General features: G+C 62.1%; 20 protein-coding genes, 1 tRNA gene and 7 pseudogenes. 15 read left to right on the top strand and 13 right to left on the bottom strand.

The window, feature by feature from the left end; genetic code table 11:
• The 3 genes and pseudogenes from pstC to G5575_RS11095 form a co-directional block, all read right to left on the bottom strand.
• Positions 1-1,377: a phosphate ABC transporter permease subunit PstC gene (gene pstC, locus G5575_RS11105; protein ID WP_164534365.1), complete on the bottom strand. Its 1,377-nt coding sequence runs from the start codon at positions 1,375-1,377 to the stop codon at positions 1-3.
• Positions 1,378-1,442: 65 nt separating this feature from the next.
• The gene (locus G5575_RS11100) at positions 1,443-2,468 is read right to left on the bottom strand and encodes a PstS family phosphate ABC transporter substrate-binding protein (protein ID WP_164534364.1); all 1,026 of its coding nucleotides are present in this window, start codon (positions 2,466-2,468) and stop codon (positions 1,443-1,445) included.
• Positions 2,469-2,681: 213 nt separating this feature from the next.
• Positions 2,682-3,420 (bottom strand): annotated as a pseudogene (locus tag G5575_RS11095) (IclR family transcriptional regulator domain-containing protein); the annotation flags it as partial.
• A 67-nt stretch (positions 3,421-3,487) separates the two neighbouring features.
• Here G5575_RS11095 and G5575_RS11090 point away from each other — a divergent pair.
• The gene (locus G5575_RS11090) at positions 3,488-3,796 is read left to right on the top strand and encodes a TM2 domain-containing protein (RefSeq protein ID WP_164534363.1); all 309 of its coding nucleotides are present in this window, start codon (positions 3,488-3,490) and stop codon (positions 3,794-3,796) included.
• On the opposite strand, the gene G5575_RS11085 is transcribed toward G5575_RS11090, so the two are convergent.
• A complete protein-coding gene (locus G5575_RS11085; protein ID WP_164534362.1) occupies positions 3,749-5,191 on the bottom strand; it encodes an FAD-binding oxidoreductase in 1,443 nt (480 codons plus the stop codon). The genes G5575_RS11090 and G5575_RS11085 overlap by 48 nt on opposite strands.
• 356 nt (positions 5,192-5,547) lie before the next feature.
• Here G5575_RS11085 and G5575_RS19405 point away from each other — a divergent pair, with 356 nt between their 5' ends.
• The 6 genes from G5575_RS19405 to G5575_RS11055 all read left to right on the top strand — a co-directional run bounded on the left by G5575_RS19405 (position 5,548) and on the right by G5575_RS11055 (position 9,996).
• Complete coding sequence (locus G5575_RS19405) at positions 5,548-6,144, top strand: hypothetical protein (RefSeq protein WP_207633104.1); 597 nt, start codon at positions 5,548-5,550, stop codon at positions 6,142-6,144.
• 49 nt (positions 6,145-6,193) lie between these two features.
• Positions 6,194-6,358 carry a PepSY domain-containing protein gene (locus G5575_RS11075; RefSeq protein WP_164534361.1) on the top strand — a complete coding sequence of 55 codons (165 nt, stop codon included), beginning with the start codon at positions 6,194-6,196 and terminating at the stop codon, positions 6,356-6,358.
• Entirely contained in the window at positions 6,355-7,017 is a 663-nt protein-coding gene (locus G5575_RS11070) for a response regulator transcription factor (protein WP_164534360.1), read from the top strand. The genes G5575_RS11075 and G5575_RS11070 overlap by 4 nt, the downstream gene beginning before the upstream one ends.
• Entirely contained in the window at positions 7,014-8,351 is a 1,338-nt protein-coding gene (locus G5575_RS11065; RefSeq protein WP_164534359.1) for a sensor histidine kinase, read from the top strand. The genes G5575_RS11070 and G5575_RS11065 overlap by 4 nt, the downstream gene beginning before the upstream one ends.
• A 304-nt stretch (positions 8,352-8,655) precedes the next feature.
• On the top strand, positions 8,656-9,246 hold the full coding sequence (locus tag G5575_RS11060; RefSeq protein ID WP_164534358.1) for a DUF1236 domain-containing protein: 591 nt from the start codon (positions 8,656-8,658) through the stop codon (positions 9,244-9,246).
• Positions 9,247-9,996 carry a DNA polymerase III subunit epsilon gene (locus tag G5575_RS11055; RefSeq protein WP_164534357.1) on the top strand — a complete coding sequence of 250 codons (750 nt, stop codon included), beginning with the start codon at positions 9,247-9,249 and terminating at the stop codon, positions 9,994-9,996. It begins immediately after the preceding gene.
• A gap of 42 nt (positions 9,997-10,038) precedes the next feature.
• Here G5575_RS11055 and G5575_RS11050 read toward each other — a convergent pair.
• Positions 10,039-10,114, bottom strand: a tRNA-Ile gene (locus tag G5575_RS11050).
• Between the two features lie 77 nt (positions 10,115-10,191).
• On the bottom strand, positions 10,192-10,659 hold the full coding sequence (locus tag G5575_RS11045) for an SH3 domain-containing protein (protein ID WP_164534356.1): 468 nt from the start codon (positions 10,657-10,659) through the stop codon (positions 10,192-10,194).
• Positions 10,660-10,930: 271 nt separating this feature from the next.
• Here G5575_RS11045 and G5575_RS11040 point away from each other — a divergent pair.
• The 6 genes and pseudogenes from G5575_RS11040 (at position 10,931) to G5575_RS21765 (ending at position 15,152) form a co-directional block, all read left to right on the top strand.
• Positions 10,931-11,961 (top strand): annotated as a pseudogene (locus tag G5575_RS11040) (sulfate ABC transporter substrate-binding protein).
• A gap of 71 nt (positions 11,962-12,032) precedes the next feature.
• The gene (locus G5575_RS11035) at positions 12,033-12,248 is read left to right on the top strand and encodes a hypothetical protein (RefSeq protein WP_164534355.1); all 216 of its coding nucleotides are present in this window, start codon (positions 12,033-12,035) and stop codon (positions 12,246-12,248) included.
• 164 nt (positions 12,249-12,412) lie between these two features.
• Positions 12,413-13,257: pseudogene (cysT, locus tag G5575_RS11030) on the top strand (sulfate ABC transporter permease subunit CysT).
• Positions 13,247-14,107 carry a sulfate ABC transporter permease subunit CysW gene (gene cysW, locus G5575_RS11025; RefSeq protein WP_164534354.1) on the top strand — a complete coding sequence of 287 codons (861 nt, stop codon included), beginning with the start codon at positions 13,247-13,249 and terminating at the stop codon, positions 14,105-14,107. The pseudogene cysT and the gene cysW overlap by 11 nt, the downstream one beginning before the upstream one ends.
• A pseudogene (locus tag G5575_RS21770) lies at positions 14,062-14,651 on the top strand (sulfate/molybdate ABC transporter ATP-binding protein); the annotation flags it as partial. The gene cysW and the pseudogene G5575_RS21770, both read left to right, overlap by 46 nt.
• A 93-nt stretch (positions 14,652-14,744) precedes the next feature.
• Positions 14,745-15,152: a TOBE-like domain-containing protein gene (locus G5575_RS21765; protein ID WP_235935992.1), complete on the top strand. Its 408-nt coding sequence runs from the start codon at positions 14,745-14,747 to the stop codon at positions 15,150-15,152.
• Here G5575_RS21765 and G5575_RS11015 read toward each other — a convergent pair.
• The 6 genes and pseudogenes from G5575_RS11015 to G5575_RS20410 form a co-directional block, all read right to left on the bottom strand.
• The gene (locus G5575_RS11015) at positions 15,149-15,895 is read right to left on the bottom strand and encodes a glycerophosphoryl diester phosphodiesterase (RefSeq protein WP_164534353.1); all 747 of its coding nucleotides are present in this window, start codon (positions 15,893-15,895) and stop codon (positions 15,149-15,151) included. The two genes, G5575_RS21765 and G5575_RS11015, sit on opposite strands and share 4 nt — an antisense overlap.
• A gap of 11 nt (positions 15,896-15,906) precedes the next feature.
• Complete coding sequence (locus tag G5575_RS11010; RefSeq protein WP_164534352.1) at positions 15,907-16,941, bottom strand: sn-glycerol-3-phosphate import ATP-binding protein UgpC; 1,035 nt, start codon at positions 16,939-16,941, stop codon at positions 15,907-15,909.
• 2 nt (positions 16,942-16,943) lie between these two features.
• A pseudogene (gene ugpE, locus G5575_RS11005) lies at positions 16,944-17,791 on the bottom strand (sn-glycerol-3-phosphate ABC transporter permease UgpE).
• Between the two features lie 11 nt (positions 17,792-17,802).
• Positions 17,803-18,687, bottom strand: coding sequence for a sn-glycerol-3-phosphate ABC transporter permease UgpA (gene ugpA, locus G5575_RS11000; protein WP_164534351.1), 885 nt, complete (start codon positions 18,685-18,687; stop codon positions 17,803-17,805).
• A 143-nt stretch (positions 18,688-18,830) separates the two neighbouring features.
• Entirely contained in the window at positions 18,831-20,156 is a 1,326-nt protein-coding gene (ugpB, locus tag G5575_RS10995; protein ID WP_164534350.1) for a sn-glycerol-3-phosphate ABC transporter substrate-binding protein UgpB, read from the bottom strand.
• 202 nt (positions 20,157-20,358) lie between these two features.
• A pseudogene (locus tag G5575_RS20410) lies at positions 20,359-20,969 on the bottom strand (LysE family translocator).
• 172 nt (positions 20,970-21,141) lie between these two features.
• Here G5575_RS20410 and G5575_RS10980 point away from each other — a divergent pair.
• Positions 21,142-22,722: an ABC-F family ATP-binding cassette domain-containing protein gene (locus G5575_RS10980; RefSeq protein ID WP_164534348.1), complete on the top strand. Its 1,581-nt coding sequence runs from the start codon at positions 21,142-21,144 to the stop codon at positions 22,720-22,722.
• Here the strand turns inward: G5575_RS10980 and G5575_RS10975 are convergent.
• Positions 22,719-23,660, bottom strand: a complete 942-nt coding sequence (locus G5575_RS10975; protein ID WP_164534347.1) for a nucleoside hydrolase — start codon at positions 23,658-23,660, stop codon at positions 22,719-22,721. The genes G5575_RS10980 and G5575_RS10975 overlap by 4 nt on opposite strands.
• Before the next feature lie 131 nt (positions 23,661-23,791).
• On the opposite strand from G5575_RS10975, the pseudogene G5575_RS22235 reads away from it, so the two are divergent.
• Positions 23,792-25,056, top strand: a pseudogene (locus tag G5575_RS22235) (AI-2E family transporter).
• Positions 25,057-25,128: the final 72 nt, after the last annotated feature.

The raw sequence follows: 25,128 nt of genomic DNA, 5'->3' as shown, positions 1-25,128 counted from the left end.
TTATTCGTACTGCTCCCGGAAGCGGCGGACGATGTAGAGGGCGAAGATGTTGAGGCAGAGCGTCACGACAAAGAGCGTGAGGCCGAGCGCAAAGCCGACCAGCGACTGCGGACCGGTGAAATCGGTGTCGCCGGTGAGCTGGTTGACGATGGAAACGGTGATGGTCGAGACCGGCTCGAGCGGATTGCCGCGCAGGACCGGGGAATTGCCCGAGGCCAGAACCACGATCATGGTTTCCCCGATGGCGCGGCTGACGGCGAGAAGAAAGGCGCCGACAATGCCGGGAAGGGCAGCGGGCAGGAGGACGTTGCGGATGGTTTCGGACTGGGTGGCGCCCAGGCCATAGGCACCATCGCGCAGGGTGCGGGGGACCTGGTTGAGGATGTCGTCGGAGAGCGAGGACACGAAGGGGATGATCATAATGCCCATGACCACGCCGGCGGTGAGGGCGCTGGTGGCATTGACGCTAAGCCCGAGCAGGGCGCCGAAATCGCGGAGGAAGGGGCCGACCGTCACGAGGGCAAAGAAGCCGAAGACGATGGTCGGGATGCCCGCGAGGATTTCGATGAAGGGCTTGGCAACGGCGCGGAACTGACGCGGTGCATATTGGCTGAGATAGATCGCGGCCATGAGGCCCACCGGAACCGCGACCAGCATGGCGATGGCGGTGATCATCAGCGTGCCGGCAAGAAGCGGCAGGAGGCCGTACTTGCCTGGGTTGGCAGCGCCACCGGCATTGTTGGGGGCCCAAACGGTGCCGAAGAAGAAATCGATGGGGTTGATGAAGGTGAAGAACTTGAAGGCTTCGGTTACCAGCGAAGCGACGATGCCGACGGTCGTGAGGATGGCGACGGCAGAGCAGGCCAGCAGGAGGAGGCCAATGACGCGCTCGACGGAATTGCGGGCGCGAAGGCGCGCGCTGATGCGGTTGCGGGCATAGACGAAGCCGGCGCCGCCGGCGAGGACCGCAAGGACCAACGTGCCGGCAAAGGTGAGGAAGTTGAACGAGCGCAGCGCTTCGCCGGCAGACTGTTCGTAGGGGGCGACTTCGCCGGCGACGCCATAGCCGGTGGCCAGGGCGTTGATGCGCGTCAGGGTGGCGTTAAGGCCCGTCTGGTCGAGCGAGAGCAGCACGTCCTGGGGCAGGAGGCCAACGGTATAGGAGCGGGTGATGCCGGCGCCGAACCAGAACCAGAGCAGCAGCACGGCGAGTGCCGGGATCATGGTCCAGAGGGCGGAATAGGAGCCGTGATATTGCGGGCGGGAGTGAACCTTGACCCCATCGGCGGTGACGAGCCCGCGGCTCTTGGCGAAGCCGGACTGGTAGGACACGCCCAAAAGGACAAGCAGGACAGCGGCTATGATCAACGCATTCATCGATGTGCCCCCGCACAAGAAAAAGATGCGGGCTGCGCCGGGAGTGACGCGGCCCGCTGGGCAGATTACTGAGCAGCGCCAGCTTCGAAGGAGGCGAGGATTTCAGCAGTGGTTTCAGCCGGCTGCGGGATCAGGCCAGCGGCTTCCAGGATACCGCCTTCGCCCGAAACGCCTTCGGAGAGGAAGTACTGGACGTATTCTTCAAGGCCGGGGATCACGCCGATATGCTGACCCTTGACGTAGAAGAAGAGCGGGCGGGACACCGGATATTCGCCGGCAGCGACGGTTGCCTTGGTCGGTTCAACGCCGTCGACGGTCGCGACCTTGAGGGTGTCGGTGTTCTGTTCGTAGAAGGACAGGCCGAAGACGCCGACGGTGTTGGGATCGGAATTGAGGCGGGCAAGGGTCTCGGTGTAGTCGCCCGAGATTTCGATGACCACGTCCTGGCGGAAGGTGGTTTCGGCAGCTTCGAGTTCTTCTTCCGAAAGACCTTCGGGAGCACCGGCTTCTTCAAAACCCGCCGAGACAACCTTCTCCTGGAAGACTTCACGGGTGCCGTGGTTGGAAGCGGGGATCGCGAGGGCGATCGGCTGGTCGGGGAGCGAAGGGTCGATCTCGGACCAGTTGGTATAGGGGTTGTCGACGAGGGCGCCATCGACGACGACCTGAGCGGCGATTGCCTTATAGACCTGGAGCGGGGTCAGGGCGAAGTCCGGGCCATTGGCAGATGAGGCAAAGACGATGCCGTCGAAGCCGAACTGGACTTCGCGGATGTCGGTGACGCCAGCGGCGGTGCAGGCTTCGCGCTCGCCGTCGCGGATCTGGCGCGAGGCATTGGCGATGTCGATGGTGTTGTCGCCAACGCCTTCACAGAACTGGCTGAGACCGCCACCGGTGCCGCCCGAACCGACGACCGGGGTCTTGAACTCGGGGAAGGAGGCACTGAATTCTTCAGCGACGATCGAGGCGAAGGGCAGGACCGTCGACGAGCCGGCGACCTGGATGGTGTCGCGCGACTGGGCAAAGGCAGCAGTGGTGCCGAACGCGGCCAGCGCGATCACGGCTGCACTGGCGAAAAGTGCGGTCTTCATGGGATTTCCCTTTACGAATTCGTTTGTACGGGCCGACCTTGAGGCCGCCCTTGGACGTGGCGACCATAGAAGTGCTGGACGACAGTTTTATTGCAGCTGAATGACTGGATTGTGACAGTCTAAGTGACTGATCTGTCGGGCAATTTTCATTGGGTGGCTGTGGACTGTTACAGAACAGGCTGCCCTATGTGACGCAGAATTAACGCAGCAGGGGCGCACTTCGGCCTGGAGCTTGCGCATCAGGGGCAAGAAATGGGCGATCATGCGGGAGGTCGGCGCTCGTGCCGTTTGCGCGCCGATATTGATGGCGGCAACCACCTTGCCGTGGGCGTTGACCAGCGGCACGGCGATGGAGCAGAGGCCGATTTCGAGTTCCTGGTCGATGACGGCAAAGCCCTGCGCGGCGACGACGCCGAGTTCGATCGTGATGCTGGCCATGTCTGCCTTGGTGTGGGGGTGTAGGCCATGAGTTCGAGCGGTCGAGGATGGCGCGCGCTTCCTCGGCGGGCAGGGCAGCGAGGAGCGTGCGGCCCATCGAGGTGCAGTAGGCCGGAAGGCGGGCGCCGGGGGCGAGGTTGATCGACATGACGCGGCGGGTGGAGGCGCGGGCGATGTAGAGGATGTCGGTGCCTTCGAGCACGGCAGCGGAGGTCGATTCGCTGGTCGCGTGGGAAAGTTCGTCGAGGAAGGGCTGGATCAGCCGGGGCAGCGGCGTGGTCGCCAGATAGGAGTGGCCGAGGTTGAGGACGCGCGGCGTCAGCTGGAAGAACTTGCCGTCATAGGTGGCGTAGCCGAGATGGGCGAGGGTGAGGAGACAGCGACGGGCCGTGGCGCGCTCAAGCCCCGTGCGCTCGGCGACATCGGTGATCGACATGCGGGCATGGGTTTCGTCAAAGCATTCGATGACGGACAAGCCGCGGATCAGGCCTTGGATGATGTCGCCTTCGCGCATTGATTTCGGCTCGCTTCTTGAAGGCGGGGCAGGGGTGACCATTTATGTGTCGCCAACAGGAGAAACCATGACCAACGACCGCGCTGCTGTCCAATACGATATTGAGAAGAAGTCCCTGCTCGTTGCTTACGTGCTCTGGCTGTTTCTGGGCTATGTCGGCGCGCACCGGTTTTATCTCGGTAGGCCGCTGAGCGGGTTGATCATGCTCGGCTTCTCGGGCGTCGTGCTGCTTTTGAGCTTTCTGAGCTTCGGCCTGCTTGGCTTTCTTTGGGCGCTTGTGGGCCTTTGGTGGCTGATCGATGCCCTGCTTATTCCGGTCATGGCGGCGTCACGCAATCGCGGCATTGCCGACCAGGTGTTCAGGCGCCGCTGGTAACCGAATAAACAAAACGGCGGCCTCCGCGTGGGGGCCGCCGCTTTTCTGTCGCCAGTCAAAATCAGGCTGGCGGAATGTTGTGTGATTGCGACGGAAGAAGTTCATCGGATCGTAAGCGCGCTTGACTTCGCGCAGGCGCTTCCAGATGCCGGTGGTGTAGGCGGCTCTAGCGGTTTCCGGACCCTTATCGGCGAGGAAGTTAGAGTAGGCGCTGCCATCGCCGCCGCCGACCGAGGCGACGCAATCGTCGGCCCAAAGATCGTTGCGCGCGGCAGCTTCGGCATCGCGGTCCATGGCGAGGAAGGCGATCAGCATTTCGGCGTCGCGGTGGCCATAGGCAGTCGTTTCAGCGGGGACACGCTTGACCGCCCCGCCCAGAACACGAACCTGAGCCATGCGCATCGGGGCGGCGCAACGCTCGACGCGATCGAGGATCGCCTTGGCTTCGGCAACATCGAGATTGTCCTTGTACAGGGTGCGCACTGATAGTGCGGGCTTCATGGTCGGGTCCTCGGGCAAGTACATCATGCTGTAGGGACCCGGACGGACCAGATCTGCAAGCGGGGTAGCGAGGGCGCGGAAGGGTGCGAGCGCCTCTTGGGCGTCTTCGACCGGACCTGCATAGGCCATCATGCCCATCAAAACCGTCTTGCCGTAAAGTTCCGGCGGGAGGAAGGGCAGGGGTGGGGCGGGCATGGCCATCAAAATGGTCGATAGTTCATCGGGAGCAGCCTTTGCGGCAGCAGCAAAGCCGGCGAGAACTTCGGGCGTTGCGGGCAAGACCAGTGGGCCGCCGGTGAAATGCGGCAGCGGGTTGAGCCGGTAGCGGAAGCGCGTGACGACGCCGAAATTGCCGCCGCCGCCGCGAATGGCCCAGAACAGTTCAGGATGCTTGCTTTCGTTGATGGTGAGAATGCTGCCCGAATGGGTGACGATCTCGGCAGCGATCAGCGAGTCGATGGTCAGACCGAACTTGCGCGTGAGGTAGCCGACGCCGCCGCCAAGGGTGAGGCCGCCGATACCCACGCTGGCCGAGTCGCCGAAGCCAACTGCCACGCCGTGCTCGTCGAGCGCTGCGCTGACCTGACCGGCGGTGAGGCCGCTGCCGGCCCAAACGCTCATGTTCTGAAGATCGATGTCGAGGCTCTGAAGGTCGCGCAGGTCGATTACCACGCCGCCATCCGTGGCACTGTGGCCGCAAACGGAATGACCGCCGCTGCGGATGGCGAGTTCAAGCTGATGGCGGCGCGCAAAATCGACGACATTGGCAACGTCTGCCGCATCGGCGACCCGGGCGATGAACAGCGGGCGCTGATCCCAGTTGGACAGGGACAGGCTGCGCAACTCGTCATAGTCCTCCTGTTCCGGGGTCACGATGCGGCCATTGACCCGCATGATCAGCCCTTCGATGGCGATGGCCAGAAGGGGGTGATGTTGTGGGCTTCAGCCCGGATATGGACGTTCATTTATCTGCTCCTCGTGGCGCCACGGCGCTGACTGAGGGGCGGAATAAAGAAGCCGTAAACCGAATTCCCCACTCGTTTGTGGGGTAGTCCGCGCGATGTTGCGAAAGGAAAGGGCCGTTGAAGGCCGAATGGGCGCCGTGACGCTCGGCGGAGCATTCGGCCTTCAACGGAGGGGTGCGGTCCTGCATGGATGGACGCCGGCGATCACCTTTTCACATTGGCCGTGACGCAGCAGTGAGTCTGACTGTAAGCCGTTTGTCAGCTTGGAAATGATAAGGTGCGCGGATGCGTTGGGTTCTGGTCATATCGCTTTGTCTGGCTTTTTCGGTGTCGCCTGCATGGTCACAAGGCAACGGAAATGGGAACGGCAACGGGAATGGCAATGGCAATGGCAATGGCAATGGCAATGGAAACGGCCAGTCGGAGAGCCAGGGCAATAATGGAAACGGTAACGGCTCTTCGGAAAACTCCGGAAACAATGGCAATGCCGGTGGAAGCGGCAACGGCAATGGCAATTCCAGCAATGCCGGGGGAACGGCAACGGGAGTGCCGGCGGCAGCAATGGCAACGGCAACGGAAATGCCGGGAGTAATGGAAACGGCAACAGCGGCAATGCCGGCAACAACGGAAATGGCAACGGCAATTCCGGCAATAGCAGCGGCAACGGCAATTCGGGAAACGGCAATAGCGGCAATGGCAACGCGGGAAATAATGGAAACAGCTCCGGCAACGCCTCAAACCCCAGCACCGGCGGCATTGGCGTTTCGCCCGGCAATGCGGTCAGCACGCCAAGTGCTCCAGTTTCCGCAGGGGCGGCGCAGCGGCACCGAGTGCTGGCAGTCCGGCAAGCAGCAGCGCGATAGTCCAGTTCACCGAAGATGATGCGCGCGACGCGGCCAGCGCGGGCCGAACGGTCAGCCTTGGAAGTATCGTGCCCGATATTTCCACACGAACCGGCGGTGAAATGATCGACGCCCAATTGCTTAGCGTCCGGGGCTTCCTGGTCTATGCGATCAAGGTCTTGAACCCGGGCGGCAAAGTCACAACGGAATATTACTATGCCCAGTCGGGCATCTTCATTGGTAGTGAACCTTGAAAATACTTGTTGGCGAGGACGATGACCGAATTGCCGAGGTGCTGCAGAGCGCTTTGAGCCGATCAGGCTTCGAAGTGCATCGCGAGTCCGACGGCGAAACGGTGTGGTTCCGAGCCGACAGCGAAGCGTTCGACGCCATCATTCTCGATCTCGGCCTGCCGCAAATGGACGGCCTGACCGTGTTAAAGCGCTGGCGGCGCGGGGGACTGCAAACGCCGGTGCTGATCCTGACCGCCCGCGGCCAGTGGGAAGAGCGGGTCGAAGGGATCGAGGCGGGCGCCGATGACTATGTGGTAAAGCCCTTCCACGCCCAGGAGATCGTGGCGCGCATGCGGGCGCTGATCCGCCGATCGAGCGGCATTGCCAGTTCGCGCGTCGTTTTTGGCAAATACGAGCTCGACATGCGCACCATGCAGGTGACGAGCGACGGCGTGCCGATGGACCTGACGCCCCAGGAATATCGGCTCATCGCTTATCTCCTGCACAATCGCGGGCGCGTCGTGTCCCAGCTCGAGATTACCGAGCATATCTATCGCCAGGATTTCGAGCGCGACTCCAACGCCGTCGAAGTGCTCGTGGCGCGATTGCGCAAGCGACTGGGGCATGACGTGGTCAAGACCAGGCGCGGCTTCGGCTACACTTTGGGTGACGCGTATTGAACCGGCAATCGCTTGGCCTGCGGCTTATGGGCCTTGCCGCTTCGATGGTGGTCTTTTCCCTCATCCTGGCCGGTTTCATTCTTCACACACTCTTCGTGGCCAACCTCGAAAGCAGCGTTCAGGAAGATCTTGAAGCGGCGCTGACGCGCATTGTTGCCTTGATCGATCCCGACGCCGCGCAGCCGACGATCCGGTCGCCCTTGCCGGACCCGCGCTATGACACGCCGCTCGGGGGTCGTTACTGGCAGATCGAGGACTCCGACACAGGCGCCATTTCGCGGTCTCGATCGCTGTTCGACCAACAACTGAGCGGCGAACAGGGCAGGGATACGGGTACCTTTCATTTTGCCAATGACGACAACCTGCACCTTATCATGATCCGGCGGCCGATCGAACTGGGCGATCGGCATTTCGAGATCACGGTAGGTGAAGACCACGAGCCGATCCACGAAGCCGGCATGCGTTTCGCCTGGGATATCGCGCGACTGTTCAGCCTTTTGGCTCTCGGCATTTTGGGCATCGCCTGGGTGCAGTTGCGCATGAGCCTTCGCCCTCTCAACAGGCTTCGCAGCGCCGTGGACGACGTGCGGCGCGGGGACGTGGAGAGGATGACGGAAGCATTTCCGAGCGAAATTCAGCCCCTGGTAGATGAGGTCAATGCGCTGCTCGCGGAGCGTCATTCGCTCGCGGAACGCGGCCGGCGGCGAGCGGCGGATCTGGCGCATGGCCTCAAGACACCACTTGCGGCCGTCCATGGCGTCGCCATGCGCTTGCGCGACCGGGGAGATGATACCGACGCCGAAGCGCTGGACAACTTGGCACAGGAGATGTCGAGCCGGGTCGATTATCAGATGCGTCTTGCATCCCTGAGGCCGCGGTCGCGAGAGCACCGGGAAAGCAGTTCGCTCAACACCGCCGTGCTGCGCACCATGACGGTGCTGCGCAAGACCGGGCGCGGGGAAATGCTGCATTGGAAGGCCGAGCTGGGCGAAGAGCTAATGGTCGACATCCATCGCCAGGACCTGCTTGAACTTGTCGGCGTCACGCTTGAAAACGCGGCAAAGTGGGCCCGTTCAAGTGTGGTCATTCAAAGCGCAACGGAAGGCCATGTGGCGTTGATGACGGTCGCCGATGACGGTCCGGGCATTGCGCCTGAACATATGGCCAAGCTCGGTGCTCGCGGCGTGCGGCATGACGAGAGCGTGCCGGGCACTGGACTGGGGCTCGCGATTGCCACCGAGATCCTTGAACTGAACGGCGGCACGATCAGCTATGCTGCCGCGCCGCTTGGTGGATTGCTGGTCGAGATCAGGCTGCCGCTGGCGCTCAGCTGACGCGCGGTTCGGATGTCTGCTGGGCAGCTTCCTGGCCCATCGCAATCGCCAAATAGAGACCGCCTGCCAGAAAAACGATTGCTGAACCTATCATTGCTGCCAAGGCGATCATGGGACTTCTCCTGTTTCCCTGACAACCACCAACCAGGCTGCGGGTTCCAATATAAAATCTGTTAATATAGCTTACGGGATGATTACAGGGCCTGTAATCAAAAAGTAATACTGTAGTTTAACAATAATTCTCCGGAACCGCATTGTCGATGTGAGGTTATCAGGTCATCGCTTTCAACTTTGCGAGGACAAAATGAAAACCACTATTGCTACCGTTGTTGCCGTCACGCTGCTGAGCCTGTCTTCGGCGCATGGTCAAATCATCAAAGGTAATGCGGAAGCCAGTGCTGCAACGGGCAGCGCGGCCGGTGGCGCAACGGGCGCCGTGGTCGGCGGCCTGGTCTTTGGTCCGATCGGTGCGGTTATCGGCGGCTTTACCGGCGCTGCCATCGGCGCAGCCGGCGGCGTAGAGGCCACTTCGGTAGACTATGTCCGCCTCAATCCCACCGAGCCTGTCGTGATCGATGGTGATCTTGAAGTCGGCTATGTCGTCCCTGAGGATGTGACGCTGCACGTCATCGAAGGCGACGCAAACTACGGCTACTTCTACACCAATGATCGCGCCTACTTCGTCGACATGAGCAATCGCACCGTGGTTTACTCCCCGGCGTCGTGGTTGCGGCTGAAGCCAACTAATCTGGCCTCAAGGCCAACTCGAAAGGGTGTCCTCGATGCGTCGAGGGCACCCTTTTCTTATTGGGCGACGCTTGTCTCACCTCGGATCGACATGCGACCATACGGTCCTGCGGGCGTTTACGGTGCGAGACGAGGCCGGAGTTCGTGAGTGAGCATTCGCAGAATACGCGTGATAGATCTCGAAACTGCCGGAGACGCCAACACCGATGTCTGCGAGATCGGTTGGCAGGACGTGGTGTCCGTTGACGGTGGCGACTGGGACCTCAGCGAAGAGCGCGGCGCGAGGTTCGTCAATCCTGGCAAGCCGATCAGCCCGCAGACCATGGCGATCCACCATATCCTGGATGAGTGGGTCCAAGACGCCCCTTTCTGGCGGGACATAGCGCCCGAAATCCTGCAGCCCGATGGCGGCGTCCTTGCGTTGGCGGCTCATCGGGCGGCGTTCGAGCAGCGATATTGTACGCCAAGGCTTGCGGGTGGAGCGAACTGGATCTGCACGTGGAAATCGGCATTGAGGGTCTGGCCTGAACTTCAGGGCTTTTCCAACCAGATGCTGCGATATCAACGAAAGCCGGCTGGCCTGATCCACGAGCTCGGATTGCCCGCGCACCGAGCCATGCCCGATGCCTATGTCACTGCGCATCATCTGCGCGACATGCTCAATGTGGTGGGGCCAACAGCGATGATCGAGTGGAACCGGCAGCCCGGCCTTTTGCCGCGGGTCCGCTCCGGACGAGATCGCGGCAAGCCCTGGTCGATCATCGATCAGGCGTCGCTGATCGAGCTTGCCGCAGACCGGGATGGGGACTCGCGCTTCAGCGCCAATGCTGAATTGAAGCGCCGCGGTGTGCTTGATGAGGTCACCCCCGCTGCCAGCGAGCAGGCTTCATTGTTCTGAGCCATCGCGAACGATGCGGATGCGGCTGGAAAAGACAAAAAATGGTGGGCCCAGAGGGACTTGAACCCCCAACCAGACCGTTATGAGCGGTCGGCTCTAACCATTGAGCTATAGGCCCTTGGGGCGTCTTTAGCAGGGTGGGGGACGGTGTCAAAGGGGAAATGGAAAGGCCCGCCGAAGCGGGCCTTTTTCGTTTTAGTTGCCAAACTGGAAGCTGAAGCCGGAAGAGTTGTTGTTTCCGTAGTTGCCGCGATGGTTGCCACCGCGGTCATCCCAGCGGTCGCGATCACGGTCACGATCCCGATCGCGGCGCCAGTCGTTGTCGTGATGACGCGGCGGGCGAACGGTGGGCGTGGTGCCGAAGTTGATCGAGAAGCTCACCGATGGCTTGGTTGCGCGGGCACGCACTTCCTGCAGGTAGCGGGCAGAGACCCAACCGTCGGCACCGCGCTTTTCGATATAGCACCAGCCGCTGCGGCAGCCGGTGACTTCAACCAGCTGGTTGCGCTGGAGGGTGTCGACGCGCGCATAGCCGGTCGAAGGACCGCTACGCACGTTGACGCTGCCCGTGGCAACAGCCGGGGCGGCAAAGGCGGTGGCGGCGGTGGCAAAGAGAACTCCGGCACCGATTACGAGGTTCGTCAGAGAGCGACGAAATTTCATGATCATCTCCTGATGGTGGAAGACCTTCTGGTCTGGAGGCGCCTTTATGAGCCCTTCGATCTGAACCGGATGTGAATTGGGTATTCATGCGCAAGCGCAATGAAACATGGGTGGGCGAGCGGCTTTTCGGAACAGGATGCCGGATGTCGCGCAAATGGCGGCAGCCAGCGAAAATATTTTCTCCCGGGCATGGTCGGCACGAAAGACCACGCCTTTCAAAACACTACTTACTTGATAGTCTTTGATCATCACATCCTTTGGGAGGCTCCACATGAAACGGACAGCCAAGCTACTCGCCTACACTGCCCTTGCCGCATCGCTCGCCGTCGGCTTTACGGTCACTGCTCGTGCGCAGGACAAGACGCTGATCAACGTTTCCTACGATCCGACGCGCGAACTTTATCGCGAGTTCAACGAGGCCTTCGTTGCTCATTGGCAGGAAACCAAGGGCGAAAGCGTTGCCATCCAGGTGACCCATGGTGGTTCGGGTTCGCAGGCGCGTACCGTGATCGACGGGCTCGAGGCCGATGTCGTGACGCTGGCGCTCGAAAGCGACATCAACGCCATTTCCGATGCCAATTCGAACCTGATCCCGGCCGACTGGCGCGGCACGCTCGAAAACAACAATGCCCCCTATACCTCGACCATCGTGTTCCTGGTGCGCAAGGGCAATCCGAAGGGTATCGCCGACTGGGGTGACCTGATCGACGACGGCGTCGAAGTCATCACGCCCAATCCAAAGACCTCCGGCGGCGCTCGCTGGAATTTCCTCGCCGCCTGGGCCTGGGCCCGCGATGCGAATGCCGGCGACGAAGCCAAGGCACAGGAATATGTCGCCGAGCTCTACCGCCATGTGCCCGTGCTCGATACTGGTGCTCGCGGCGCGACCACGACCTTCGTGCAGCGTGGAATCGGCGACGTGCTGCTCGCCTGGGAAAACGAAGCCTATCTGGCGCTAGAAGAACTCGGGCCGGATGCCTTCGACATCGTGACGCCATCGATCTCGATCCTCGCCGAACCCCCGGTCGCGCTGGTGCCGGGCAATGCCGAGCGCAAGGGCAATACGGAAGTGGCACAGGCCTATCTCGAATACCTTTATTCGGATGAGGGCCAGGCAATCGCTGCCGCAAACTACTATCGTCCCTTCCGACCGGAAGCGGCAGCAGAAGAGGACAATGCCCGCTTCGGCGAGGTGAACCTCGTCACCATCGAGGATTTCGGTGGCTGGCGCGAGGAGCTCAGCCGAAGTATTTCGGTGACGGCGGCGTGTTCGACCAGATCTACTCTGGTCCGACCCAGTAATCTTGATGCGGCCGGTTCTCAGAAAGAGCCGGCCGCAAACGTCTTTGCCACCCCGCAACAAGGAGCATGACATGGTTTTCTTTTTCGGAATTCTCGATCCCGGTAAGCAGCACGGCCAGCGCGCCGAGGAAGCGCCTGCCAAGGTTGCGTTTTTCGGCGGCCTACCCGATCTGGCGCAGGGTGCAGTGCCGATGACACGGCTCGAGCAGGAAGCCTGCTACCTCAACGGCAAAGCGCCGGAGCCGGAAGAGCGGCAGGATGTGCTGGTTGGGTCGAACCGGATCTAACCTGCAGCAATGAACGCCGATTGCGTTTGCGTCTGCCTCGGCAAAAGGATTTTCTATTTCGACCCCAAAGGTTGCCGATTGCACCCTTGAGAAAGTCGACTGGCTGGCTAGTGTTGCGTCGTTGAGCGGGCGCTGGTGCGGCCGGGGTTTTTGGGGAGCAATGCATGGCAGTTCGGTGGCGGCTACGCCAGCCCAGTGTCATTCCCGGTTTCGGGCTCACCCTTGGTTTTACGCTTACCTATTTTTGCCTGATCATCCTAATCCCGCTGATCGCGCTAGTGGTGCGCGCATCTGGTCTGGGCTGGGGCGGTTTCTGGACGGCGGCGACCGACCCGCGTGTGCTGGCGGCGCTGCGCACCAGTTTCGTCACTGCTTTGATTGCCGCCGGTATCAATGTCGTTTTCGGCACGCTGATCGCCTGGGTCCTGGTGCGCTACCGGTTTCCGGGCCGCCGCTTGTTCGATGCGGTAGTGGATCTGCCGTTCGCCCTACCGACCGCGGTAGCGGGTATTGCGCTCACCGCCATCTATGCTCCGAACGGCTTTATAGGCCAACTGGTGGCGCCGCTTGGCTGGCGCATCGCCTATACGCCGATCGGCATCACCATCGCGATGATCTTTATCGGCCTGCCTTTTGTGGTGCGGACCATCCAGCCGATTCTCGAAGAAACCAGCCGCGAAGTCGAGGAAGCGTCGGCGACGCTCGGCGCCAATCGCTTCCAGACGATTTCGAAAGTGCTGTTGCCCAGCCTTGCGCCAGCGATCCTTACGGGGTTTGCCCTGGCCTTCGCCCGTGCGGTGGGGGAATATGGGTCGGTGATTTTTATCGCCGGCAATATTCCCTTCGTCTCGAAATCGCGCCGCTGCTGATCGTCATCCGGCTCGAGGAATTCAACTATGTCGGCGCGGCGGTGATCGCCACGGTGATGCTGTCGATTTCCTTTGTCATGCTCTTCATCATCAACCTGATCCAGGCCTGGAGCCGCAAGAGGTATGGCTATGGCAGCTAGCGCACGCCGCGCCTCCCCGACCACTGAGCCGATCGCCGTTCAGTGGGCACTGATCCTGGTCGGGCTTGCCTTCATGGCGCTGTTTATCGTCTTGCCGTTGGTAGCCGTATTTTCCGAGGCATTTCGGCAGGGCTTTGGCGTCTTCTGGCAGTCGCTGCAGCAGCCCGACGCGCAATCGGCCATTCGGCTGACTTTGCTGGTGGCGGCCATTGCCGTGCCGCTCAATGTCATCTTCGGCATTGCCGCAAGCTGGGCGATTGCCAAGTTCGAGTTCAAGGGCAAGGCCTTTCTGATCACGCTGATCGATCTGCCCTTCTCGGTGTCGCCGGTGATCTCAGGCCTCGTTTATGTGCTGCTGTTCGGCTCGGGCAGCATTTTGGGGCCGTGGCTCAAAAGCTATGGCATCGAGATCCTGTTTGCCGTGCCGGGCATCGTGCTGGCGACGATCTTCGTCACTTTCCCCTTTGTTGCGCGCGAATTGATCCCGCTGATGCAGGACCAGGGGACGGGCGACGAGGAGGCTGCCTTGTCGCTGGGCGCTTCCGGCTGGCAGACCTTTTGGCGCGTGACGCTGCCCAATATCAAATGGGGCCTGCTCTATGGCGTGCTGCTCTGCAATGCGCGCGCCATGGGTGAGTTTGGCGCCGTCGCCGTGGTGTCCGGCAAGATCCGCGGGCAGACCACGACCATGCCGCTCCAGGTCGAAATGTTCTATAATGAGTATCAGAGCACGGCGGCCTTTGCGCTGGCCTCGCTGCTCGCCTTGCTTGCCTTGGTGACCTTGATACTGAAGACCGCGCTTGAATGGCGCTACGGCGACGAACTCGCCGCAACCGGCCGCGGCCACTGACAGGACTGATTATGGACGTACGCGTTTCGCATGTTCGCAAGGAATTCGACCGGTTTCCGGCGCTGCATGAGGTGTCCCTCGATATCAAGTCGGGCGAGTTGATCGCGTTGCTGGGGCCGTCCGGTTCGGGCAAGACGACGCTTTTGCGGCTCATTGCAGGCCTTGAGCGTCCAACCTCGGGCAAGATTTTTTTGGCGATACCGACGCTTCGGAAAAGAGCGTGCAGGAGCGCAATATCGGTTTCGTGTTCCAGCACTATGCGCTGTTCCGGCACATGACGATTCTCGAGAATGTTTCGTTTGGCCTGAAGGTTCGGCCGCGCTCGACCCGACCCCCGGCCGGCGAAATCCGGCGCCGGGCGATGGAGCTCCTGGATCTGGTGCAGCTTTCGGGTCTCGAGAAGCGCTATCCGAGCCAACTTTCGGGCGGGCAGCGGCAGCGTGTCGCCCTAGCGCGCGCGCTCGCGATCGAACCGGCAGTGCTGTTGCTCGACGAGCCGTTCGGGGCCCTCGACGCGCAGGTGCGGCGCGAGCTGCGCAAGTGGCTGCGCGAAATCCATGAGCGCACCGGGCACACTACGGTGTTCGTTACGCATGACCAGGAAGAAGCGCTGGAGCTGGCGGATCGGCTTTGCGTCATGAGCCAGGGCAAGATCGAACAGGTGGGAACGCCAGACACGGTCTACGACACGCCGTCGTCACCCTTCGTTTTCGGCTTTATTGGCGAATCCAGCGAACTGCCGGTCACCGTGGAGCGCGGTGACGTCTGGCTGGGCGACCGGCCGCTGGGGATCTCGTCGGCGGAGGGGCAGGGGCCGGCCAAGCTCTTTTTCCGGCCGCACGATATCGAGCTGGTCGAAGGCGATGCGGCGCTGCGCGGCGTCGTCGCCACGAGCCGTCGGGTTGGCGGCACGCGGCGCGTGGAGCTTGAGCTGGGCGGCGCGTCGCACCGGGTCGAGATCGACCTGCCGTTCGATCATCCCGCCGGCGAGCGCAGCCAGATCAGCTTCCGGCCCAAGCGCTGGACGCTGTTTCCCGCGACCTAGCGGAGATAGATCGCCGGATTGTCGCTGATGACGCCGGTGAGGCCGGCGTCCCAGAAGGAATAAAGCTCGGCTGGGTCGTTCGACGTCCAGGCACGAACCTTTATGCCTTTGGCGCGGGTCTTTTCCAGAAAGCCGATGCTTAGGGCCTTGTAGTAGAGGTGGATAGTGCGGGCCGGGATGGCGGCGAGCTGATCTTCCCAATCGGTCGGCGGCTGCACCCAGAGCATTGCCATCTCGAGATCCGGCTCGAGCGCGGCCATGGCCTTGAGGCAATCGGGGTCGAAGCTCGAGATCATGATCTCGGTGCCCGGTCTGCGCGTCGCGATGGCGCTGCGAACGGCGTCGACGAGTTGATCGAGCGACTTGTGATGGGCGTGCTGCTTGATCTCGACATTGGCGGAAAGGCCGAGGTCGCCGAGCACCGCGATTACCTGTTCGAGGGTGGGCAGGCGCTCGCCGGCGTATTTGGCGTCGAACCAGCTGCCGGCATCCATCTCGGCGAGGTCGGCATAAGTGAGATCGCCGAGCGAGCCTTTGCCGGAAGTGGTGCGGTCGACGGTGTCGTCGTGGATGACGACGAGGGTGCCATCGGCCAGGAGGGCGACGTCGAGCTCGACCCATTTGGCGCCCTGTTCGGCGGCGGCGCGAAAGGCGGCGATGGTGTTTTCAGGGGCGACGGCAGAGGCGCCGCGGTGGGCCTGGACCTCAGAGTGAACGGGTCCGCGTGGGGGAAGCGTGGTCATGAATGGAGCTTTCAGGCGTCGGTGCGCCGGCCGGTTTTGCTATCGAACGGGTGGAGCGCTGCGGGCTCGATGTAGACGGTGACGGCGGTGCCCTCGGTGATCGACGGACGACCGGGGACACTGAGAATAACGGAGTGGCCGCTGTCGAGACGGAGGTGAAGGTGGCTTTCGCCGCCGATCGGTTCGAGCAGTTCAGCGGTGGCGGGCAGGGCAGTGGCACCGGGGCGTGGTTCGAGGTGCATCTGGTCGGGACGAATGCCCACCATGTCGGTTCCGGCGGGCAGGTTTAGGCCCTGCGTGTTGCCGAGGGCGGAAACCGGCAGGAGGTTCATGGGCGGGGAGCCAATGAAGCTCGCGACGAAAAGCGTTGCCGGACGGTCATAGACTTCGGTCGGGGTGCCGATCTGTTCGACGAGGCCGCCATTCATGACCACAAGCCGATCGGCCAGGGTCATGGCTTCGAGCTGGTCGTGAGTGACGTAGAGGCTCGTGGTCTTGAGGCGGCGCTGGAGTTTGCGGATTTCGACGCGCATCTGGACGCGCAGCTTGGCATCGAGGTTGGAAAGCGGTTCGTCGAACAGGAAGGCCGCCGGCTCGCGGACGATGGCGCGGCCCATGGCGACGCGCTGGCGCTGGCCACCGGAGAGCTGGCGCGGCTTGCGATCGAGCATCGGACCGATTTCGAGGATTTCGGCCGCTTCGTTGACGCGGCGGTCGATCTCGGCGCGCGGGGTGCCACGGTTCTTGAGGCCGTATTCGAGATTTCCGCGCACGGTCATGTGCGGGTAGAGCGCGTAGTTCTGGAACACCATTGCGATGTCGCGCTCTGCTGGCTCGGCCTTGACCACATCGCGACCGCCGATCTCGATGCGCCCGGAGCTCACGGTTTCAAGGCCGGCTACCATGCGGAGCAGGGTGGACTTGCCGCAGCCGGAGGGGCCGACAAGGACGATGAGTTCGCCATCGGCCACCGAAAGGTTGATGCCGCGCACGGCGTGGGAATTGCCGTAGTCCTTGTGCAGGTCGACGAGATTGATCGTGGCCATGATTATTTCTCCGTTTCGACCAGGCCTTTGACGAACAGGCGCTGCATAAAGATGACGACTAGGACGGGGGCAGCATGGCGAGCACGACGGCAGCCATGACGAGATGCCATTGCGGCTCGGCATCTGCCGTGGCGGCAAGCCGCTTGATGCCCATGACGACGGTGTAATAGCGGCTGTCGGTGGTGACGAGGAGCGGCCACAGATACTGCACCCAGCCATAGATGAAGAGGATGACGAAGAGTGCGGCGATATTGGTTCGCGAGAGCGGAAGGAGAATATCGCGGAAGAACTTCATCGGGCCGGCGCCATCGACCCGTGCCGCTTCCATCAGCTCATCGGGAACGGTCAGAAAGAACTGGCGGAAGAGGAAGGTCGCGGTGGCCGAGGCAATCAGGGGCAGGGTGAGCCCGAGATAGGAGTTGAGGAGGCCAAGGTTCGCCACCACCGCAAAGGTCGGGATGATGCGCACTTCGACCGGGAGCATCAGCGTGATGAAGATGATCCAGAAGGCGAGGAGCCTGAAGGGAAACTTGAAGAAGACGATGGCATAGGCCGAGAGCAGCGAGATGATGATCTTGCCGATGGCGATGATGATGGCGATCAGCGTCGAATTGGCCAGCATGATCCAGAGCGGCGGGGCGCCGGCGGTGGAAATGCCTTCGAACAGCATCTTGGAGTAGTTTTCGACCGCGTTGGGTCCCGGTAGCAGCGGCACGAGGCCACGCAGGAAATCGCCGCCCGAATGGGTCGAAGCGATGAAGGCGAGGTAGACCGGGAACACCACGATCACGACGCCGATGATTAGGACCAGGTGGGTGAAGAAGGTGAGCCAGGGGCGATTTTCGACCATTTATCGGCTCCTCAATACTGAACACGCCGCTCGATGAAGCGGAACTGGATGGCGGTGAGGGCGATGACGATCAGCATGAGAATGACCGATTGCGCGGCGGAAGAGCCGATATTGAGGCCGAGGAAGCCGTCGGCATAGACCTTGTAGACCAGCGTGTTGGTGGCCTGGTTGGGGCCGCCCGAAGTCGTCGCATCGATGATGCCGAAGGTGTCGAACATGGCATAGTTGATGTTGACGATGAGCAGGAAGAAGGTCGTTGGCGACAGCAGCGGCAGAACGATGGTGAAGAAGCGCTTGAAGGGACCGGCGCCATCGATGGCGGCGGCTTCGGTCAGCGACTGCGGCACGGATTGAAGGCCGGCGACGAAGAACAGGAAGTTGTAGGAAATCTGCTTCCAGCTGGCCGCGATGATGACGAGGATCATGGCCTGATCGCCGTTGACGCGGGGGTTCCAGGCGACGCCGAGGCCGCGCATCATATAGGGCAGGATGCCGATGGTGGGGTTGAAGATGAACCACCAAAGGATGCCGACAACCACAGGCGCCACGGCATAAGGCCAGACCAGCAGGGTCGTATAGATCCGGTTGGTGCGGAGCACACGATTGACCGCAACGGCGAGCAGCAGCGACACGCACATGGACAGAATGGTCACCGAAACGGCGAAGACGGCGGTGCGGCTCAGCGAATTGACGTAGTTCGGATCGGCGAAAAGGCGGGTGTAATTTTCGAACCAGATGAAGGTGGTTCTGAAGCCGAAAGGGTCTTCGCGCTCGAAGGAGGATTTGACCGCCTGAAGCGCCGGCCAGATGAAGAAGATCAGCGTCACGGCAAGCTGCGGGAGAAGAAGGACATAGGGCAGCAGCTTGTTGGGAAAGATCGTGCGCTTTGTTTGCATGTGTGCGTCCGGCTCGGGAAGTGGACCCCCACCCGGCCTCCCCTTGAGGAGGGGGAGGAGTGGGCCGGTGGGTGATCCGAAGGAATGGCCGCACTCGATGCGGCTCCTCCCCGCTTGCGGGGGAGGATGGGTGGGGCTAGCGCTTAGCTATTGGCGGCTTCGAAGTCGCGCAGGATTTGGTTGCCGCGTTCCACGGCAGAATCCAGGGCTTCCTGGGCGGTCTTGGAGCCGGCGAGCAGGGCTTCGAACTCTTCGTCGACGATGGCGCGAACCTGGGTCAGGTTGCCGAAGCGAATGCCCTTGGAATTGGCCGAGGGGGTGCCGCGGGTAATCTGGTTGATGGCGATGTCGGAGCCTGGATTTTCGGCGTAATAGCCCTGTTCCTGTCCCAGTTCGTAGGCGGCATTGGTGATCGGCAGATAGCCGGTTTCCTGGTGCCACTTGGCCTGGACTTCGGGGCTCGAGAGGTAGGTGAAGAACTTGGCGACGCCGGTATAGACTTCCGGAGCCTTGCCGTTCAGCGCCCAGAGGGTTGCACCACCGATGATCGAGTTCTTCGGCTCGTCGATGACGTCGTCATAATAGGGGAGCGGGGCGAAACCGACTTCGAAGTCGGTTGCGTTGGTGATGACACCAGCGCGGCCTGCCGAGGAGTTCATGAAGATCGCGCATTCCTGCGAGTAGAACTTGGGCGCAGCGTCGGCGGCGCCGGCCGGGCCACCATACTGGAAGAGGCCTTCATCGGACCACTTCTTGAGGTTGTCCCAGTGGCGAACCTGCAGCTCGTCGTTGAAGACGAATTCGGTGCCGAGACCGCCAAAGCCGTTTTCGAGCGTGCCGAAGGGCTTGTCGTGCAGGGCCGAGAGGTTTTCGGTCTGGATCCAGGTGATCCAAGCGCTCGACAAAGCGCAGGGAGCGGCGCCGGATTCAACGATCTGGCGGCCCATGGTTTCGAGCTCAGCCCAGGTCTTCGGGGCGACTTCGGGATCAAGGCCGGCTTTTTCGAAGACGTCCTTGTTGTAGTACATGATCGGGGTCGAGGAGTTGAACGGCATCGAGAGGATGTTGCCGTTTGTGTCCGAATAGTAGCCGGTGACCGGGGCGAGGAAGCCCGACGGATCCCAGGCTTCGCCAGCATCGGCCATCAGCTGGTAGACCGGGTTCACGGCGCCGGTGGCGGCCATCATGGTGCCGGTGCCGACTTCGAAGACCTGAACGATCGCCGGCTGTTCATTGGCGCGGAAGGCGGCAATGGCGGCGGTCAGCGTTTCGGCATAGGAGCCCTTGTAGGTCGGCACAACCTTGTATTCGTCCTGGCTGTCGTTGAAGCCCTGGGCGATCGCCTCGAGCCGCTGGCCCAGTTCGGCGTCCATGGCGTGCCACCAGGAAATCTCGGTCTGTGCGAAAGCCGGCGTTGCGGCGAGCATGGCGGCGAGGCCGACGGACAAGCTCAAAGCGGTCTTGGACATGCTTACTCCCTGAAATCTTGCATAGGACGTATTCGTCCGGCGCATATCTGTTGCTGAAATTTGAAATTGTTCAAGAGAACATTTCGGTTAAGCCGCGGCATCCGCCCCGGCTGTGGCGGCCTTCTATGGCGGTTGCTTTTCAGTTTTGTGACAGTGGATCAGCTTGAAAAAGCCTGTGGAAATCCGCGGCCAGACGCCCAGCCTAATGCTGGAAGACGACGAGACCCGCTGCCGTGGCCATCATGGCGCCGGCGGTCTTGTTAAGGCGGCTGATGGCGCGGTCGCTTTTGAACATTTCGCGGGCGGCCGAAGCGAGCCAGGCATAGGTCGAGCAGATGATCAGCAGCATGACGATGACGATGGCCGTCAGTTCGGCAAAGGCGATCGGGCTCATCTGGTTGAGCGGTACGACGGTGGGCAGGATGGCGAGAAAGAAGACGATGGTCTTGGGATTGCCCAGCGTCAGCGAAAAGCCGGCGAGGAAGGTGCGCCAGGCGCCTTCCCTTTGGGCTTCATCTGCTCCGAGCCAGGACGTGCGGTCCAGAATTTATAGGCGACATAAAGGAGGTAAGCAGCGCCAGCAAAACGCACGACGATGAAGACAGGCCCGAAGACGGCCGCAACTGCGGCGAGGCCGAAGATGGCGAACATGAAGTAGACGAGGTCGCCGGCAAGGATGCCCAAAATCATCGGCACGGCCCCGCGAAAGCCGCCACCCAGCGCCCGTGCCACCACGGCTGCGACGCCTGGACCGGGCACGATCACCGCGATGGAATAGGCGACGGTAAAGGCGACGAGGGTGAAAAGGTCCATTTGGCGGCTCCAGCGGCAGCGGACACTAGCCAAGCGTCGCGTGATTTTCCAGCACGAGGTTGACGCGGGCGCTCAGCCCATTATTTTGAGGCCCATCGCAACTCGACCGGACGGTCCTCAATGGAAATGACCCCTAACGCAATGCCGACCTGCTTTGCCAATGGGGATTTCCATGCCTGCTTCCGTGACGATTTCGCGTCTTTCCTTTGTCGGCCCTGACGGCCAGACGCTTTTTTCCAATCTCGATCTTAGTTTTGGTCCCGGCCGAACCGGGCTCGTCGGACGCAATGGCGTCGGCAAGACCACGCTGTTCCGGCTGATTGCTGGCGAACTCGCGCCTGCGGCGGGTACGGTGAACGTTACCGGCCGCATGGGTGTGTTGCGGCAGGAAGTCCGGCCGGGCGAAGACGAGACGGTCGCAGACCGGTTCGGGGTAAGCAAGGGGCTGGCGTTGCTGGAACGCGCCCTAGATGGCACTGCCACTGCCGAGGAACTGGCCGATGCGGACTGGACGCTCCAAACGCGGTTCGAAGCAGCGTTGGCAGAACTCGGTTGGCCGGTCGGCGGCGACACGCTGCTGTCGAGCCTTTCCGGCGGGCAGCGCACACGGGTGGCGCTGGCGGCCCTGGTGTTCGATGCGCCGGACCTAATCCTTCTCGATGAGCCGACCAACAATCTCGACGACGATGGACGGGCAGAGGTGGCCGAGTTGCTCGCCGGCTGGCGCGGTGCGGCGATCGTCATCAGCCATGATCGGGCCCTGCTCGAGACCATGGATGCCATCGTCGAACTGACCGGGCTTGGCGCAATGAGCTATGGCGGCAACTGGAGCTTTTATCGCGAGCGCAAGGCGCTGGAGCTTTCGGCTGCTCAGCACGATCTCGATATTGCGGAGCGCCAGCAACGCGATGCCGCCCGGGCTGCGCAGGAGGCGCGGGAGCGGCAGGACAAGCGCGATGCGGGCGGCCGGCGCAAGGCGGCAAAGGGCGACATGCCCAAGATTTTGCTGGGCGGCATGAAGCGGCGCGCGGAAGAGACGTCTGCGGGCCTTCATCGGCTCGCAGAAAAACAGGCGGATTCGGCCGAGGTGCAGGCGCGGGAAGCACGTGCCAAGATCGAAGTGCTGACGCCGTTTGCGGTCAAGCTGGCATCGAGCGGCGTTCATGCCGGCAAGGTCGTGCTGCGGGCAGAGGGAGTTGGTGGCGGTCACGACCCGGAGCGTCCCGTCATCCAAGACTTTTCGCTCGACATTGTCGGGCCGGAGCGCCTGGCGATCACCGGGCCGAACGGGTCGGGGAAGACCACCTTGTTGCGGCTTCTGACGGGATCGCTGGTGCCCAGCTCCGGGTCGGTGCAGATCGGCGGGACGATGGCTTTTCTCGATCAGCAGGTGGCTCTGCTCGATCGCCGCCAGTCGATCGTAGACAACTTTCGCCGGCTCAATCCCGAAAGCTCGGTCAACGATTGCCGGGCGGTGCTGGCTGCGTTCATGTTCCGCAACGATGCGGCGCTGCAGGTCGTGGGTACGCTGAGCGGCGGGGAGATGTTGCGGGCAGGGCTGGCTTGCGTGCTGGGTGGCGTGCGGCCACCCATGCTCCTGGTGTTGGACGAACCCACCAACCACCTCGATATCGGAGCGATCGAGGTGGTCGAGGCAGGTCTACGGGCATTCAACGGCGCGCTCCTGGTGGTCAGTCACGACCGGGCGTTCATCGAAGCCATCCGGGTGGAGCGGGAGGTGCGGCTGGCCTAGGGCAGACGCGCCAGCCGTTCGGTCAGCAGCTTGTAGAAGCCGTCCGCATCGCCGCTGCGCAGGTAGGTGGCGTTCCGGGGCCGATCGGTGACGTGCCAGTAATCGACCACGGTCATGCCGACGGTGAGCTCGCTTGCCGTTTCGATCTCGACATTGCAGTGGCGGCCTTCGAAGAGCTCGGGCTGGAGCAGGTAGGCGATGACGGTGGGGTCGTGCAGCGGGGCGCCGATCCACCCGTATTTCTTGAGGTCGAAGCCTTCCGAGAAGGTCAGCATGTCGTAGACCGCTTGGCCGCTGCGATTGCCGAGCGCCTTAATCGCGTCGAGGCGAGCGGGGGTGGACTGGATCATGTGGGTGACGTCGAGCGGCTGGATAGTTATCGGCGCGCCGCAGCGCATGACCACATTGGCGGCCTCGGGATCGACATAGATGTTGAATTCGGCAGCTGGCGTGATGTTGCCGACCTCGAAATATGCCCCGCCCATCATGACGATTTCCTGGATGCGGTCGGCAATTTCGGGCTGCTTGATCAGCGCCATGGCAATGTTGGTCAGCGGCCCGAGCGTGCAGAGGGTAACGGTCTTGGGCTCGGCATTCATCAGTGTGTCGATGATGTAATCGACGCCGTGCTGGGCTTGCAGCGGGACCTGCGGATCGGGGAGCTCGGGGCCGTTGAGGCCAGTGTCGCCGTGGACGTGTTCGGCGGTGACCAGGGTACGACGCATCGGGCGGGCGCAGCCGGCATAGACGGGGATGTCGGTCCGGCCGGAAAGCTCGACCACCTTGCGCGCATTGATGGCGTTTTGGGCAAGGCCGACATTGCCGGCGACTGCCACGATGCCGAGCACTTCTATTTCTTCAGGCGAGGCAAGGGCGAGAAGAATGGCGACGGCATCGTCCTGACCAGGATCGGTGTCGATGATGATTTTGCGCGACATGGAGCTTTCCGAAAGCTTGAGGATTCGGGCCAAGCTTACCCAAGCCTGACGGCTGGGTCGACAGGTTGTAAGGGAGGAACACTTGGGGGTGGGAGACGTTTTCGGCGCAAGTAACTGCGTCGGTGATCACTATGCCCATGCCTGTGCCCAAGGCCGTTTCTGCCGACATGTCGCAAAGCCAGTTTGAGCGCATTCTGGGCAATGCCGCGCGGCTCGCCCTGGTCGGTATCGGCTTTGTGGTCCTACTGGTTTCGCTGCAGGCCGGGCAGGTGTTTTTGGCGCCAGTCATGCTGGCCGTCGTTGTCGGGTTGATGTTCGGGCCGGTCGCCGATCGTCTTGAGGGCTGGGGCGTGCCCCCGGCGCTTTCGGCAGGCGTGGTCGTGCTGCTGCTGTTGAGCGTCATCGCCGGCTTCGCCGTAATTTTCGCCGTGCCGCTCAGCGATTGGATCGCACGGGCTCCGGTGATCTGGGAGAAGCTGCAGCAGCAGATCGCCAACCTCAAGGAGCCGCTCGAATCGCTGTCGAGCTTCCAGGAGCAGTTCAGCTCGGTGCTGGGCTCGGATTCGGCAGTGTCGGTGACGGTTGAGGATGGGAGCGCCATGACCGGCATGGCCATGCTGGCGCCGGCGATCCTCGCGCAGGTCGCCATCTTCCTCGCCAGCCTCTACTTCTTCGTGGCGACGCGCGACCACATCCGGGTGTCGATCCTTTCCATGTGCGTGACGCGCCGGATGCGCTGGCGCACGGCCCATATTTTCCGCGAAGTCGAGCACAAGGTCAGCCGCTTCCTGCTCTCCGTGACGATGATAAACCTGTGCGTCGGCACGGCGGTGACGCTGGCCATGTGGGCTATCGGCATGCCGTCGCCGCTGCTGTGGGGGCGATGGCGGCGGTGCTGAACTACATCCCCTATGTCGGGCAGGCGGTGATGATCACCGTGTTGCTGATGGTGGGACTTGGGACCGAAACGGAGCTGTTTCGCATTTTGCTGCCGGTGATCTGCTACGCCAGCATCAACTTCGTCGAAGGGCAAATCTTTACGCCGCAGTTCATCGGCAAGACGCTGACGCTCAATCCGTTCGTCATTTTCCTTTCGATTACATTCTGGATCTGGGCCTGGGGACCGGTGGGCGGCCTTGTAGCCGTGCCGATGCTGCTGATCGCGCAGTCGGTGATTGCCCATGTGCTGCCCGGCAAGCCGGTAAAGCCGAAACGTCCCATTTATCGGACGCGGCAAATGAGCGACCGGGACGAGCTTCTGGCCAATGCGGCCCAGGCCGTGCGCGAGCACCGCATGGAAGAAGAGGCTGAGCCGGAGAAGGACCAGAAGCGCAAGCAGGAGCGCTTGAGCCCGCCCGCCGGCACGGCACCCGATGGCGTCGACCCGGCAAGCTGACGCATAGAAGCCAGTCGAGCCCTTTGCTTGACGCCAGCGCCTTGCCGCACCAGTGTCGCGCCGAAGCGTAGT

Source organism: Devosia aurantiaca, assembly GCF_011058215.1.
GTDB lineage: Bacteria > Pseudomonadota > Alphaproteobacteria > Rhizobiales > Devosiaceae > Devosia > Devosia aurantiaca.
The sequence above is the reverse complement of the archived record's forward strand: the minus strand, read 5'-3'. Positions and strand labels throughout refer to the sequence as shown.